The 13,314-nt window shown below is 47.6% G+C and carries 13 protein-coding genes and 1 pseudogene; 9 read left to right on the forward strand and 5 right to left on the reverse strand.

Going from position 1 to position 13,314, the window contains the following annotated elements:
- Positions 1–691: sulfatase-like hydrolase/transferase (locus ACTIE6_RS04000; protein WP_439555397.1), on the forward strand; the 691-nt coding region annotated here is incomplete at its 5' end.
- Positions 692–706: 15 nt separating this feature from the next.
- Here the strand turns inward: ACTIE6_RS04000 and ACTIE6_RS04005 are convergent.
- Together ACTIE6_RS04005 and ACTIE6_RS04010 are read right to left on the reverse strand one after the other, a co-directional pair.
- On the reverse strand, positions 707–1,066 hold the full coding sequence (locus ACTIE6_RS04005; RefSeq protein ID WP_439555398.1) for a hypothetical protein: 360 nt from the start codon (positions 1,064–1,066) through the stop codon (positions 707–709).
- Between the two features lie 25 nt (positions 1,067–1,091).
- The gene (locus tag ACTIE6_RS04010) at positions 1,092–1,307 is read right to left on the reverse strand and encodes a sulfatase-like hydrolase/transferase (protein ID WP_439555399.1); all 216 of its coding nucleotides are present in this window, start codon (positions 1,305–1,307) and stop codon (positions 1,092–1,094) included.
- A 418-nt stretch (positions 1,308–1,725) separates the two neighbouring features.
- Here ACTIE6_RS04010 and ACTIE6_RS04015 point away from each other — a divergent pair, with 418 nt between their 5' ends.
- Genes ACTIE6_RS04015 through ACTIE6_RS04025 form a run of 3 tightly spaced genes read left to right on the forward strand, consistent with a single transcriptional unit; the run spans position 1,726 to position 7,476 of the window.
- Complete coding sequence (locus ACTIE6_RS04015; RefSeq protein WP_439555400.1) at positions 1,726–4,920, forward strand: SusC/RagA family TonB-linked outer membrane protein; 3,195 nt, start codon at positions 1,726–1,728, stop codon at positions 4,918–4,920.
- An 11-nt stretch (positions 4,921–4,931) separates the two neighbouring features.
- Entirely contained in the window at positions 4,932–6,779 is a 1,848-nt protein-coding gene (locus ACTIE6_RS04020) for a RagB/SusD family nutrient uptake outer membrane protein (RefSeq protein WP_439555401.1), read from the forward strand.
- Positions 6,780–6,783: 4 nt separating this feature from the next.
- On the forward strand, positions 6,784–7,476 hold the full coding sequence (locus tag ACTIE6_RS04025; RefSeq protein ID WP_439555402.1) for a DUF3823 domain-containing protein: 693 nt from the start codon (positions 6,784–6,786) through the stop codon (positions 7,474–7,476).
- Positions 7,477–7,541: 65 nt separating this feature from the next.
- On the opposite strand, the gene ACTIE6_RS04030 is transcribed toward ACTIE6_RS04025, so the two are convergent.
- Complete coding sequence (locus ACTIE6_RS04030; protein WP_439555403.1) at positions 7,542–7,823, reverse strand: type II toxin-antitoxin system RelE family toxin; 282 nt, start codon at positions 7,821–7,823, stop codon at positions 7,542–7,544.
- The gene (locus tag ACTIE6_RS04035) at positions 7,814–8,131 is read right to left on the reverse strand and encodes a hypothetical protein (protein ID WP_439555404.1); all 318 of its coding nucleotides are present in this window, start codon (positions 8,129–8,131) and stop codon (positions 7,814–7,816) included. Before ACTIE6_RS04035 ends, ACTIE6_RS04030 begins: the two co-directional genes overlap by 10 nt.
- Positions 8,132–8,291: 160 nt before the next feature.
- On the opposite strand from ACTIE6_RS04035, the gene ACTIE6_RS04040 reads away from it, so the two are divergent.
- A complete protein-coding gene (locus tag ACTIE6_RS04040) occupies positions 8,292–8,648 on the forward strand; it encodes a hypothetical protein (RefSeq protein WP_439555405.1) in 357 nt (118 codons plus the stop codon).
- A 103-nt stretch (positions 8,649–8,751) separates the two neighbouring features.
- On the forward strand, positions 8,752–9,300 hold the full coding sequence (locus tag ACTIE6_RS04045) for a hypothetical protein (protein ID WP_439555406.1): 549 nt from the start codon (positions 8,752–8,754) through the stop codon (positions 9,298–9,300).
- A 51-nt stretch (positions 9,301–9,351) separates the two neighbouring features.
- On the opposite strand, the gene ACTIE6_RS04050 is transcribed toward ACTIE6_RS04045, so the two are convergent.
- The gene (locus ACTIE6_RS04050) at positions 9,352–11,838 is read right to left on the reverse strand and encodes a M1 family metallopeptidase (RefSeq protein ID WP_439555407.1); all 2,487 of its coding nucleotides are present in this window, start codon (positions 11,836–11,838) and stop codon (positions 9,352–9,354) included.
- Between the two features lie 116 nt (positions 11,839–11,954).
- On the opposite strand from ACTIE6_RS04050, the gene ACTIE6_RS04055 reads away from it, so the two are divergent.
- The 3 genes and pseudogenes from ACTIE6_RS04055 to ACTIE6_RS04065 form a co-directional block, all read left to right on the forward strand.
- Complete coding sequence (locus ACTIE6_RS04055) at positions 11,955–12,107, forward strand: hypothetical protein (protein WP_439555408.1); 153 nt, start codon at positions 11,955–11,957, stop codon at positions 12,105–12,107.
- A gap of 2 nt (positions 12,108–12,109) precedes the next feature.
- Positions 12,110–12,406, forward strand: a complete 297-nt coding sequence (locus ACTIE6_RS04060) for a hypothetical protein (protein WP_439555409.1) — start codon at positions 12,110–12,112, stop codon at positions 12,404–12,406.
- Between the two features lie 25 nt (positions 12,407–12,431).
- A pseudogene (locus ACTIE6_RS04065) lies at positions 12,432–13,314 on the forward strand (S9 family peptidase); the annotation flags it as partial.

Consider the following 13,314-nt stretch of genomic DNA (forward strand, 5'->3'; position numbering starts at 1 on the left):
TGACTGGTCGGTAGGTGAAATTATGAAGGAGCTGAAAGCGCAGGGACTCGATGAAAATACGCTTGTGATCTTCACCAGCGACAATGGACCCTGGCTCAACTACGGCGACCACGCAGGTTCGTCGGGCGGCTTCCGCGAAGGAAAAGGAACTTCATTTGAGGGCGGACAGCGCGAGCCTTGCATTATGCGCTGGCCTGGCGTGGTACCTGCCGGAAGGGTTTCTAACAAGCTGCTTTCCACCATTGATGTACTCCCGACCCTCGCCAAGCTAACCGGCGCGAAACTGCCAAAAGAGAAAATCGATGGCATTGATTTCTCTGATCTGCTTAAAGGCGATGAAACCAAAAAGCCGCGGGAGAATTTCCTTTATTATTATCGTAAAAACAGCCTGGAAGCAGTCAGGAAAGATAACTGGAAGCTGGTATTCGCCCATCCGGGACGTACTTACGAAGGTTCACTCCCGGGTAAAAACGGCCAACCTGGCCCGGCACCGGAAGACCACGCGATCGCTCGTGCATTATACAACCTGTCGCGCGACCCCGGCGAGCGTTACGATGTGCAGGAGCAAAATCCTGAGATTGTAGCCGAACTGGAAAAGATTGCCGAAGCTGCCCGCGAAGATCTGGGCGACGATTTGCAACAAAGCCCCGGCAAGAACCTGCGTCCGGTGGGACAAGCTGCAATAAAATAAAAAGAAGCCCGGTTGTCAGTTTCCGATAACCGGGCCTAAAAACTGCCACGCCTCCACTGTGGGCTCCTGGTGTTCTTTCTTCACAATTACATCGAACTTTTTGAGCAGACCGGGATTCTGGGCGGCCACATCGGTTGTCTCATTCCGGTCTGTTTTCAGGTTATAAAGCTGCCAGGGTTTTTTGGGGCTTTTCTTTAAATTGGTCTTAACCCCCTTCCATTCCCCCATTCTGATCGCGAGCTGACCGCCTTTTTCCGGATATTCAAAATACAGGTAGTCGTGTTTCGGCTGCTTTTTACCCAAAAGCGTTGGCAAAAACGAAATTCCGTCGGTAGCAGCAACCTGCTGCCCGGTCAGTTCAGCGAGTGTGGCCATTAGATCATATTGTACCGAAATATGGTCACTCACACCCCCGGATCGCGGAATATCCCGCGTGCTTTCCCGTCATCAGCATCGCGCGCGCAGGCGCGCACACGGGCATACTGGTATAATGCTGCGTAAAACGCATTTCTTCCCGCGCCATTTTGTCGAGGTTGGGTGTCTTGATTTTCTGCTGACCATAACATCCTAATTCGCCATAACCCAGATCGTCGGCATAGATGTAAATGATTATCAATGGCGATATATTTCAATTATTTGCCTGATTAATGACAAAATACATCAAAATACAGTTAGTACTAATCAAATCCCTCCACGTTTTTAGCATTATTTTGGTTTAAAATTGTATTGTGAAAACCGATTGGTTTGAATGGTAATTATTGACTTGTGAAAAAGAACGTAGATCAATCAACAGCAACTATGCCTATGAAAAATCCCTAGACTTCCTCTCTGAGCGTGTACTGTGTACCGTTAGCCAGTTAGCGTCATTTTACCCGGCTGTCGGCATTTAACGGTACAATCCCTGCTGATTTAACAAAATCAGTAAACAGATTTCCTATGTCCGATTTTTATTCAACAAACTCACTTTAACCCCAAAACAACAGGCAGAATGATGTAAAAGCAGTTAAGTACTCACCTTTCTTAAAAACGAATCTATGGACCCAATCAGACGAAATCCTTATCCGGGACTTCGCAGGACGCTTTGTGCCTTAGCGGTAACAGGAGCGCTGCATTTCCCGAGCATTGCCAGCACCAGCCCGGCGCACTGGTCTGGCGCGTTGCGCCTGCATCAGCGTATGGACAAAACCCTCACGGGCAAAGTGATTGACGAAAACAACAATCCGCTGCCCGGCGTAAGTGTGATCATCAAAGGAACAAGCAAAGGAACTACCACCGGCACGGACGGCAATTTCAGTTTGTCAGTGGATGATGCTGCGCAAACGCTCACGTTTTCCTTCATTGGCTACACTTCCCAGGACATTGCGATTGGCAACCAATCTGCTTTCAAGGTGACATTGCTGCCCAGCAGTGAGGAGCTTACGGAAGTGGTTGTAGTGGGTTACGGCACGCAATCGACTGCGGCTGTCACGGGCGCTGTGAGTAATATCCAGGCGAAAGACCTGATCCGCACGCCTTCGATCGGTACTTCCGATGCGCTTGTTGGTCGCGTGCAGGGTATCACTGCCAGGAAAGCGGACGCACGTCCGGGCGCGGCCACTACCATTCAGATCCGGAATATGGGCACGCCTCTGTTCGTTATTGACGGCGTTCCTTCCGATGCGGCGAACTTCAATAACCTGGGCCAGAATGACATCGAAAGTGTTTCCATTCTGAAAGATGCTTCGGCTGCGGTGTACGGGCTGCGCGCCGCGAACGGGGTAATTCTGGTAACAACCAAGCGCGGGAAAGCGGGCGACGGCCCGGCCAGGATCAATATCAATGCATATTATGGTTTGCAGAATTTTACCCGTTACCCGAAACCCGCCAGCGCTTACCAGCATATGCGCGGACTCGTGGAATCAGATGTGAACCAGGGACGCACGCCTACGATCACCCCCGAAGAGCTTGAAAAGTGGCGGGTAGGTACGGAAAAAGGATACCAGAGTTTTGACTACTACAAGATGGTGATGCGGCCGAATGTTCCGCAATATTCCGTGAATGCCAATGTTTCCGGCGGTACCGAGAAAATCAGCTACTTCCTTTCTGTGGGGCACCTTAACCAGGATGCATTGATCCGGGATTACAATTTTAAACGGACGAACATTCAGGCGAATGTGGAATCTTATGTGACCAAGAAGCTGAAAGTGGGCGCGCAGATCAGCGGGCGTATTGAAGACCGTTTCCAGGTGGGTGTGCCGGGGCTGGATGATTACTTCAATCCGTTCCTGAGTATTTTCACCATGTGGCCTACGGAGCGCCCCTATGCAAATGATAACCCGAAGTACATCAACCAGACCCACAATGTGAATGTGAACCCGGCTACCTATAAAAAGGAAGTAACGGGCTACATTGACGAGATCACGCGGGTGGTAAAAGGTAACTTCTATGCAGAATACGATTTCGCATTCGGCCTCAAAGTGAAGGGTACTTACTCTTATCAATATCACAATTTCGATTTCGACGGGTTCGAATACACCTACGATGCCTACAAGTACGACGAAGCTTCGGACAGCTACAATGTAGTAGCCGGCGGCGGCAACCAGAATCCCTGGCGTGAGCGGCGGAAACGCAATATCATTGACCGTTTCGCGCAGCTGCAATTGAACTACAACAAAACGTTTGGCGACCACGAGCTATCTGCTGTGGCGGCTTACGAGCAGTCCGACAATGTAAATACCTACCTGGTGGTGCACACAGTACCTCCCAATAATTACATTCCGCTGATGTCGTTTGCCAATCAGGATCTGCTGATCGATGAGTGGAGCACGGAGGCGAGGGCGGGCTACATTGGTCGGGTTAACTACAACTACAAGCAAAAGTACCTGCTGGAAGCTGTGGGCCGGTATGACGGTTCGTTCCTGTATGCGCCTGGCAAACGGTTCGGTTTCTTCCCGGGTGTTTCGGCCGGCTGGCGGATTTCGGAAGAGAATTTCTTCAAGGGTAAGTTGGAAAATGTATTCAGCAGCTTGAAGATCCGTGCTTCTTATGGTCGCACAGGTAGTGACCGTTTGAGCAACGATGCTTTTCTGGTGGCGCCTTTCAGCTATTTGCCAGGATACAACTTTTTGCAGGGAAGCGCAATTTTTAATGGACAGTACAACATCGGTGTGCGTCCGCGCGGATTGCCGATTACTACGCTTTCGTGGATTACCAACATTTCCACCAATGTGGGCATTGACTTCGGTTTACTGGGCGGCAAGCTGAACGGACAGTTTGATCTTTTTGAAAGAAAAAGGGAAGGTCTTCCTGCAGCCCGCTATGACGTACTGCTGCCTTCGGAGGTGGGTTACACTTTACCCAATGAAAACCTGAACAGCGATACACATAGAGGACTGGAAGGTGTGCTGACTTACAAGAGCAATATTGGCCAAATTGATTACACGATCAGCGCGAATGCAACTTTGTCACGTCGTCGCGATCTGGATTTTTACAAACCACGTTTCGGAAATTCCTATAATGAATACCGCGATTCGTATGTAGACCGCTGGGGAAATATCAACTGGGGTTACCAGGTGGTGGGCCAGTTCCAGTCGCAGGAGCAGATTGAAAGTCACCCGATCAACAACGACGAACAGGGTAACCGCACCCAGCTTCCCGGCGATTTCATTTACAAAGATGTAAATGGGGACGGTATTATCAATAGTCTCGACGAGCGTCCGATCGGCTACGCGGAAGGCGCGAATCCGTACGTCAGCTTTGCGTTGAACGGCAGTGTGGCTTACAAAGGTTTTTCGCTGTTCTTTGATTTTGCAGGTGCGTCGCTGCAAAGTTTCCAGCGCAACTGGGAGTTAAAAATTCCTTACCAGAACAATGGTACCTCTCCGCATTTCATGCTGGAAGACCGCTGGCACCGCGCTGATCCGTTTGACCCAAACAGTGAATGGATACCAGGCACTTACCCCGCCATCAGAAAGGACAATTCGAGCCACGTCAACTTCCGGAAAAGCGATTTCTGGATCACCAACGTGCGCTACATCCGTCTGCGCAACATCGAGCTCGGTTACAGTTTTGATCCGAAAGTTTTCAAGAAAATCGGCAGCAATGGTTTGCGGATTTATGTGAATGCGAGCAACCTGTTCTCGATCGACAATGTGAAAAAGTACGAGATCGATCCGGAAATTTCGTCGGGTAACGCGCTGGTTTATCCGCAGCAGCGACTCTTCAATGCCGGTTTCAGCATCAATTTTTAAACCAATCCGTCATGAAACGAATTTCACAATATTTACTCGCGCTGGCGATATTCATCCTTTCGGGATGTGCCGAGCAGTGGCTTGACAGAAAGCCGCAGAATATCATTCTGGAAGAGCAGGTATGGAATGATTCCAAAATGATCACGGGGCTTCTGGCCAACTACTACGATCGCCTGCCTGCGCATACTTCGCTTACCACGGGCTGGGCTGAATTTGCTGCATACGACGAAGCAATGTGGTCCAACAACGATGACGGCCGGAACAACATCGTCTCCTACCCTTTTGACCGCTGGCGGCTTTGGGATTATGGTCTGATCCGCGATATCAACCTGGCGATCGAAAACATCGAAACCTACGGAACTTCTCTGAATGAAGGTCAGAAGGCGCAATTTTCAGCGGAATTCAGGTTTTTACGCGCCTTCGTTTATTTCGAGCTGGTAAAAAGAATGGGCGGCGTGCCGCTGGTAACCAAGCAGCTTATCTATGATTTTAATGGAAATCCTGCTTACCTGCAGCAACCCCGCAATACCGAGGAAGAAGTGTACGATTTCATTGCCAGCGAGCTGGATGCGGTGAAAGACCAGCTGGGCAATGACGGGAGCAACACGCGCGCAAACAGGTTTACGGCCATGGCGCTCAAAAGTCGCGCGATGCTGTACGCGGGTTCGCTTGCGAAGTATAACAATTTGATGGCTTCGCCTATCGCCACACCCGGTCGCGAGGTGGGTATCCCGGCTGCGCGTGCCAATGATTATTACGCCAAGTCGCTCGCGGCTTCCGAGGAAATCATCAACAGCGGTAAGTACCAGCTTTACAAAACCAACCCGAACCTGGGTGAGAATTTCTATGACGCCATTACCAAGAAATCTGCTAACCCGGAGATCATTCTTGCGCAGGATTTTCTGGTCAGTAAAGACAAAAGGCACGGTTTCACTTACGATAACATTGCCCGGAACGTGCGGGAGGACAACCTTTCATCTTCCTCCATTACACCGTCGCTCAACCTGGTTGAAGACTATGAGTACCTCGACGGAACTTCGGGAGAGCTGAAAACGCGCAATGCAGGCAACACGGATTACATTTATTATGACAATCTACAGGATGTTTTTGCGAACAAAGATGCGCGTCTTTACGGAACGGTGATTTACCCGGGCACTTCTTTCCGCGGCACTCCGGTGCAGATCCAGGCTGGGGTAAAAGTTTGGAACCAGGCTTCAAACAGCTTTCAGAATGTAGAATCGAATACGCTGGGCTCGAACTATGAGGATGGGGGGTTGTTGACAGGTTCGTCGGGGCCTCAGCGCTCGCAAACGGAAGTGACCAATTCCGGGTTTTATCTCCGGAAATATGTGGACCAAACCGCCATGTCGAGCACGCGCGGTATCCGCAGTGATATGTGGTGGGTACGTTTTCGTTTGGGTGAAATTTACCTGAATGCGAGCGAGGCTGCATTGGAATTGGGCAAAGCGGCGGATGCGGTTAAGTATGTCAATCTGGTGAGAGAAAGAGCCGGATTTGGGGCAAACAGTCTGAAAACGCTGACGCTGGCGCGCCTGCAAAATGAGCGGCGCGTGGAACTGGCTTTTGAAGATCACCGCGTGTGGGATCTGGTGCGCTGGCGCATTGCGCATGAGGTTTGGAATGGAAATGCGTCCAATCCTGACGCCGTGATTTACGCGCTATATCCTTACCGGGTTGTTCGCCCCGGCCACCCAACGCACAATAAATACGTGTTCGACAAGCTGGTAGCGCCCCGTTTCCGTGCACCACGGTTTTTCCAGATGGGCAATTACTATTCGTCCATTGAGCAAATCGTGATTGATAACAATCCAAAAATTGTCAGGAACCCATTCCATTGATTTTATGAAAACGACTAACAATTTCTTCAAACCAATGCTGCTGGGCTTGCTTTCGCTGGCGGCTTTATCTTCCTGCGAGAAGGATAACCGCGCTGAGCCAAAGTCTGAACTGAAAGGCAGGATCGTGTACGAAGGTGCGCCGGTAGGTGTGCGTTCGAACGGTGTACAGCTGGAAATATGGCAGCGCGGCTACCAGCTTTTTACCAAAATCCCGGTTTATGTTAATCAGGATGGTACATTTTCAGCTTCACTTTTTGACGGTAACTACAAGCTGGTGAGGCTTCGCGGAAACGGCCCCTGGGTGGATAATACGGATACAATCGATGTTGAGCTACGCGGTACAAAGGAGCTAGATGTGCCAGTTAAGCCTTATTTTGTGTTTCAAAATGATGTTTATACCAAAGGCGAAGGCAAGGTATCGGCAACATTTAACCTCAAACAGGTTGATAATTCACGAACACTCGAAAGAGTCAATTTGTATGTAGGTACTACGACGATCGTGGATCCGAACAACAATGCAGGTAATGTGCAGGAAGTAGCCGCAAACATCACAGATCTGTCCAAACCCATTACCCTGACCGCTACCCTGTCCCCTGCTCTGGCGAAACGGGAATATGTGTACGCGCGCATTGGCGTGAAGACTTCGGGTGTAGGCGAAATGCTGTTTAGCGCGCCGCAGAAGGTGATGCTGCGGTGAGAGGGCCAATCATATCCGTCGGTTAAAACCGACGGGTATTGACTTCCTTTATGCTCTTTGGTTTTTTATTTTGGAGGAAAATACTTGTAGATGCTTCCGCGTGATGCGATTAATATGACAAGTACATTTGGTCGGACGTATTCAATTCCTAATCGGTAACTCCCAACTCGTATCCTGTAATAGTTCTGCCCGGCTCTTTGTCCTTCCATCGGGGCATAATCAACTCCGGCAGCTTGCAGATCGGGCGCTTGCCTGAGTTTATCCAGTATTTCTTTGACGGCGAGCTGTGTTTTCGGAGGTAAACTTTGAAGATCTTTTAAAAACTTCTTTTTATAAATCACTTCCATCCCATCGCTTGGTAAAGCTCGTCATGGCTCAACGTCTCATCGTTTTTGCGCGCTTCCATCTGCTGCAACATGAGATAATCGTTTACATCCTCATTATCTATGATGCTGGCGATTTTCTTGATCTCTTCCAGGGTAAAGGTCTTTCTGTTCTTTTTAGCAGAGAAATTGACGTTAGTCAAGCCAAGCTTCTTGGCAATGTAATCATTTCGATATCCCGAAACGTCAATAAGCTTTCCGATGTTCATAACAAGTTGTTCGTAATTGTTGACAATTTCAATAATCATGACGGAAGCTGAGTTTGTATTCATTTGAATACAAAGTAGCGCATTTTTCAATACAAGGCAAAGACACTTAGATTTCAGCAACTCTGATTATCCAGCGGCAGTGTAATTGGAAGGAAGCATTGTCCATAACTGATATTTTCTTTATGTTAAGGTTTTTAAAGATAATTCCTGTCGAAATATCAGAATGAAGCAAAAAAGTACCTTGATAGGCAGCGCTGTTGCATTGCTGTTTGCATTGACGATTTACTTTGTTTTTAACAGAAACTGGTGGCAGGAACTATTCGCTGTGATGACGCTCTCCTTCCTGTTATGCATGCCTTTCGGAATGGGTTTCCTGACAATTTACTTCCGTGGCGAGAAAAATGCGGCGAGAAAACGGGATGCTATTCTGATCCCCTGGCTGCCGCTTTCTGCCTTTGTAATCCTTACATTGTTCTGGCAACTCGAAGGCTGGGCATGCTGGGTGATGATATTACCACTCTTCATTCTGGCTGACCTTAGATCGACCGGCACTATGCAATATCGGACCGGGGTGGATTGAGATTGATTTACGAATAAGTAGCCGCAGGATAAACAAAAGACGGATAAAAAATAGTAAGAAGTATTTTGCTGATCAGTTTTAAATAGACCAGCAAAAAAGCATTATGGAATTTTATCGCTGTCTTGATTCGATAAATCCTACAAATGACCAACTCATGTTGTGGGCCTACGATTTGGATTTGTACTTGACAGACCAGGATGAAGACTTGGTTCTGCATTCAAATCAATATATAGCTACACTTTTTCAACTCGCCTGTGATGATAACTGTCCTAAAAAAGACTATTGCTTTTCAATACTAAAACATCACTTTCAACATCTTTTAGCTAAGCGGGATATTGATCAGATTAGCGAAGCAATGACAATGATTACCGAGGTGCAGGCTGTGGCTGATGCTAATGCGCGGGGGTGGCTGGCTGATTTATTTTGGATTTCAGCATTGATCAAATGTCCACGAAGGCTGAATTTCGAAGAAATGCAAAAAATTGCAAGCTTCATTATTGGTACTGATAACGAGATTCCAACATTAACAACGGTAAGTCAAACCGGGTATCTTCATTTTGAACAATCTTTCGAGCTATATAAAGACCACCTATATATCCACCAATCCACATCCGATTGGAAATACTCCCACATAACTCCAGTTAACCTTTGACAAGCAGCGCTGAGACGTCGTGCCTCATTCGTGCATTCGCGGCAACAAAAATCAGCGCCTCACAGCCCGCTGCAACATATCCGTTTCCTGCAAAATCTTATTCTTCAAAAAGCCGGGATAATCAGGATGAGCTTTCAGAAATGCATTCACAACCGCAGCTGCTTCGGTGGATGAATGCCCGGAAAAGGTGCCGTGCAGCCAGCGAGTCGGGAAGAAAATATCGCCTGTAAGCTGGATTTCCTGTAAAAGATCTAGGGAGGGCCGCAAGTACTTGACGGCACTTTGCGCGCGCAAAGGATGATGCAAATAGCCGAGCGCCTCTATAACCCACGCTTCCTTCTCGCGGTTACTTTCTTTCTTCAAAGATTCAAAAAATGCATCCCGTACTTTCTCAGCAGGATTTAATGCAGGTATTACAAACTGCATTTTCGCTTTGCGATCGGGATTTTTGGTATTCGCTATTTGCTCATTCAAAACTTCGTCGGCAACCTCCGGCTGCTTTAAGGCAAGTTCGCACGCGAGGGAAATCTTGTCATCTTCCGACAGCACCAGATCTTTCACAACCAGCTTTCCATTCCACAGCGACCGCATTTTTTGTAGTCCGTCCGGACTTAGCGCGACGTTTTTAAATGCACGGAAATAGGAAGTTTTGATCCCCTTATCCCGCGTTTCGTTCAGCAAACGCCAAAGGAGCTGTTCAAGCTGTACCTGCCGCGATGCCCGGCCACTTTCATTCAGGAAAGTCCACCAGGTTGTTTGTAACGCGCCCAGCATGTAATCGATCAGGAGCGGATTACTTTCTTTCGGCAAGGTTATCATTAGTTTTTGAAGCAGATTCTCTGCGCTTGCATCGTTGTCTCGCATGAAACCTTCCCAAATATTCACCAGCATGGCACCTTTAAAGACGGGCTCGTCAAAAATGGAATCAGGTTCATTATAGTGTGTGAAAAAGTAGTTTTTACTTAAACTGTCCATTTCAAAATAGCCATAGCCGGTTCCGTCGCCATTTGGAAAAACGAGCCTGCCATCCTGCGTATCCCGCTCCTTTGAATTAAGCGGCTGCGCCCATACCCGCGCTGAAACCGAATCTTTAACCTGCTTCAAGACGATCTTATAGTTCTCCTCCCCGATCGTATACGCTGGCATGCCCGCGGTTTTTACCCAAACATTACTCCATGCTGCTATATCCTCGGGCGTTTTGCGGTCTATGATTGTGATCAGATCGTCCCAGCGTGCATTCCTGAATGAAAACGTTTTTAAATATTCACGCAAACTTTCTCGCATTAAGTCTGCGCCAATAATCTTTTCGAGCTTGCGCATCACAATCGGCGCTTTGAGGTAGATAATGGCGCCGTAAAGTGTACCGGCGTTTTTCAGGTTGCCGAGCTGTTGCAAAATCGGGTTTGTTCCCTGGGTCCGGTCTACTTCATACGCACCCGGATAGTGCGCGAGCAGGAAGCGGAGTTCGTGATTGATTTCGGGAAAACTGGGCTGCACGATTTTGGCCGCCATAAAGTTGGCAAATACCTCTTTAAGCCACACATCATTGAACCAATCCATTGTCACTAGATCCCCGAACCACATATGCGCAGATTCGTGCGCGATCACGCTTGCCCGCGCCATCAACCTGTTCACAGAAGGGTTTTCATCCAGAAACAATGCAGATTCATTATAGAAAACCGAACCCGGATGCTCCATTCCGCCGTACTGAAATGAAGGGATCAATGCAAAATCGAACTTGCCGAACGGGTACGGAATACCGGTATATTTTTCGAGCCAGGCAAGGGATTTTGCGTGCAATGCAAATACCTCGTCACGGTTGCGGTTCACTTTTGCGGTGTCTGTTTCGCGGTAATACATGGTCATTTCGCGACCTGCTACCATTTTTGTCTCTTTAAAAAGCTTCCCGGCGGCGAATGCAAACAGGTAAGAGCTGATTGGCTTTGTCTCTTCAAAGTGGTAAATGCTTTTGCCACTTTCCGCTGTTTTTGCACGTAAGGCACCGTTTGAAACAGCTTCCCAACCAGCCGGCGTTTTTAGCGTCAATGAATATTTCGCCTTTAAGTTGGGCTGGTCAAAAAGCGGGAAGCAGGTTGAGGCACGGTCGGGGACAAAGAGCGTATACAGATAATCTTCGCTCCGGTTCAGCGAAAGATCACCGGCTACAAAGGAGATCTGAATGCTGTTTTTTCCTTTGTTGAGATGCTTTGGCTGAATGACAATGTGCTCGTTGACGAATTGATATTCTATCTTTCCGGCCCCGCTTTTAACTGCCAGAATGTGGCTGCTGTCAGTATTGAAATCAAGTACCAGGGCTGAGTCAAGCGATTTTAATTCAAATGTAATGGTCTGCTCGCCTGTAATCCTGCTGCTTTTACCAGCCGGAATGTCCAGCATAATCGCATATTGAATGCTGTCGATATTCTGCTTGCGGTATTGGTTTAGCTCGAAGGAGACGCCTTTTTCGGGAGTGGAAGTTGATTGACGGCAAGCAGCGAACGCGACCATCAAAATGAGGAACAGACTAAATATTTTCATTGCAACAGGGGTGATTGTTCCAAAAATAGCATTTATATATCAACTTAGCGGACAATAAAACAAGCATTGTTACGCTTCGTAACAAATTTGTATATTTAACATCTAAACACACACTTGTGAACGAATTCGACTTAAGAATGCGGCTTGCAGCACTTCGTCAGTATCTGCGAGACAATCAAGATTCACTCAGCCCGGAAAAAATTGACGAGATTTTGGATGTAATTGCCAAGCTGATACAGGTTTTAAATGAACTGGACAAGAGAAGATAGATATGACAGCAGCAACAACAAAAATGCAGGAAGACCTTGATTCTCTGCTTTCTGACAGCAGAAAAGCAATTAATGAGGCGCAGGATTATCTGTCGAAAAACGGGGTCAGATATGAGCTGCAAGATTGGGTTACGATCGCGGAATATTGTAAGAGATTCAACATTCCCAATACGCAAACCGTCAGCAACTGGATCAAACGGGGCATTATTCCCAAAGAAGATACAGTTGTAATTGAAGAATATAATAACATCCGGCTCGTCAAGGCGATCCCCTATCACGATAATTCAAAACAGGAATAGCCGCTCCTGAGCTTACATTTACTGCATGAAAATTTTTGTACGATTTGCATTCCTCTGCCAGATCGCGGTTCTGAATACCGCTTTCTCCCAAAACCTCGCGCCCCTGACCGTCGAGAAAATCATGCGGGAACCGAAGAATTGGATCGGGACTTCGCCTTCGGATATCACGTGGGCTGACGATTCGAAAACGATCTACTTCAACTGGAACCCGGATAAAAATTTGTCCGACTCGCTTTACGGTTATTCGCTGGCTACCAGGAAAATCAGCAAAATTCCGGTTCAGGAACGCAAAATGCTCGCAGGCCGGAATGGTACGTATAATAAAAACCGAACTGTGCGTCTCTACGAAAAGAATGGGGATATCCACCTGATCAGCTACAAGGATTTCCGGATCAGGACTATTACCAAAACCGTTGAAAGGGAGACAAACCCGGTTTTTAGCGGGGATGAAAAAAGTGTTGTTTTTGAAAGAGCAAACAACCTTTTCTCAGTATCACTGGAAACCGGCTTACTAACGCAACTCACTGACTTTAAAACAGGCAACAAAAAACCGGATCCAAAACCCGGCGAACAGGAGAAGTTCCTGAAAGCAGACCAACTTGCGATCTTTGAGGTTTTGAAAGAAAGGAAAGAGAAGAAAGATGCCGGCAAGAAAATCTCGGATGCGGAAAAACCGGCATTGCCAAAGGAAATTTACCTCAATGAAAAATCAATTTCTAACCAAACAGTAAGTCCCGACGCGCGCTTTATTACTTACAGGCTGACCCAGCCCAACAAAAATGCGAAGCAAACGATTGTCCCAAATTATGTCACGGAGTCGGGTTTTACCGATGATATTTCGAGCCGCACAAAAGTGGGCGCGCCTGCTTCTTCTTACGAGTTTTGGGTTTATGATGTAAAAAAGGATA

Source organism: Dyadobacter sp., assembly GCF_051859145.1.
Lineage (GTDB): Bacteria > Bacteroidota > Bacteroidia > Cytophagales > Spirosomataceae > Dyadobacter.

Excerpts from the sequence above, each read along its gene's own strand:
- ACTIE6_RS04005 (WP_439555398.1), bottom strand. The coding sequence starts at position 1,066 with ATGGCCACACTCGCTGAACTGACCGGGCAGCAGGTTGCTGCTACCGAC.
- ACTIE6_RS04015 (WP_439555400.1), top strand. The coding sequence starts at position 1,726 with ATGGACCCAATCAGACGAAATCCTTATCCGGGACTTCGCAGGACGCTT.
- ACTIE6_RS04020 (WP_439555401.1), top strand. The coding sequence starts at position 4,932 with ATGAAACGAATTTCACAATATTTACTCGCGCTGGCGATATTCATCCTT.
- ACTIE6_RS04025 (WP_439555402.1), top strand. The coding sequence starts at position 6,784 with ATGAAAACGACTAACAATTTCTTCAAACCAATGCTGCTGGGCTTGCTT.
- ACTIE6_RS04030 (WP_439555403.1), bottom strand. The coding sequence starts at position 7,823 with ATGGAAGTGATTTATAAAAAGAAGTTTTTAAAAGATCTTCAAAGTTTA.
- ACTIE6_RS04035 (WP_439555404.1), bottom strand. The coding sequence starts at position 8,131 with ATGAATACAAACTCAGCTTCCGTCATGATTATTGAAATTGTCAACAAT.
- ACTIE6_RS04040 (WP_439555405.1), top strand. The coding sequence starts at position 8,292 with ATGAAGCAAAAAAGTACCTTGATAGGCAGCGCTGTTGCATTGCTGTTT.
- ACTIE6_RS04045 (WP_439555406.1), top strand. The coding sequence starts at position 8,752 with ATGGAATTTTATCGCTGTCTTGATTCGATAAATCCTACAAATGACCAA.
- ACTIE6_RS04050 (WP_439555407.1), bottom strand. The coding sequence starts at position 11,838 with ATGAAAATATTTAGTCTGTTCCTCATTTTGATGGTCGCGTTCGCTGCT.
- ACTIE6_RS04060 (WP_439555409.1), top strand. The coding sequence starts at position 12,110 with ATGACAGCAGCAACAACAAAAATGCAGGAAGACCTTGATTCTCTGCTT.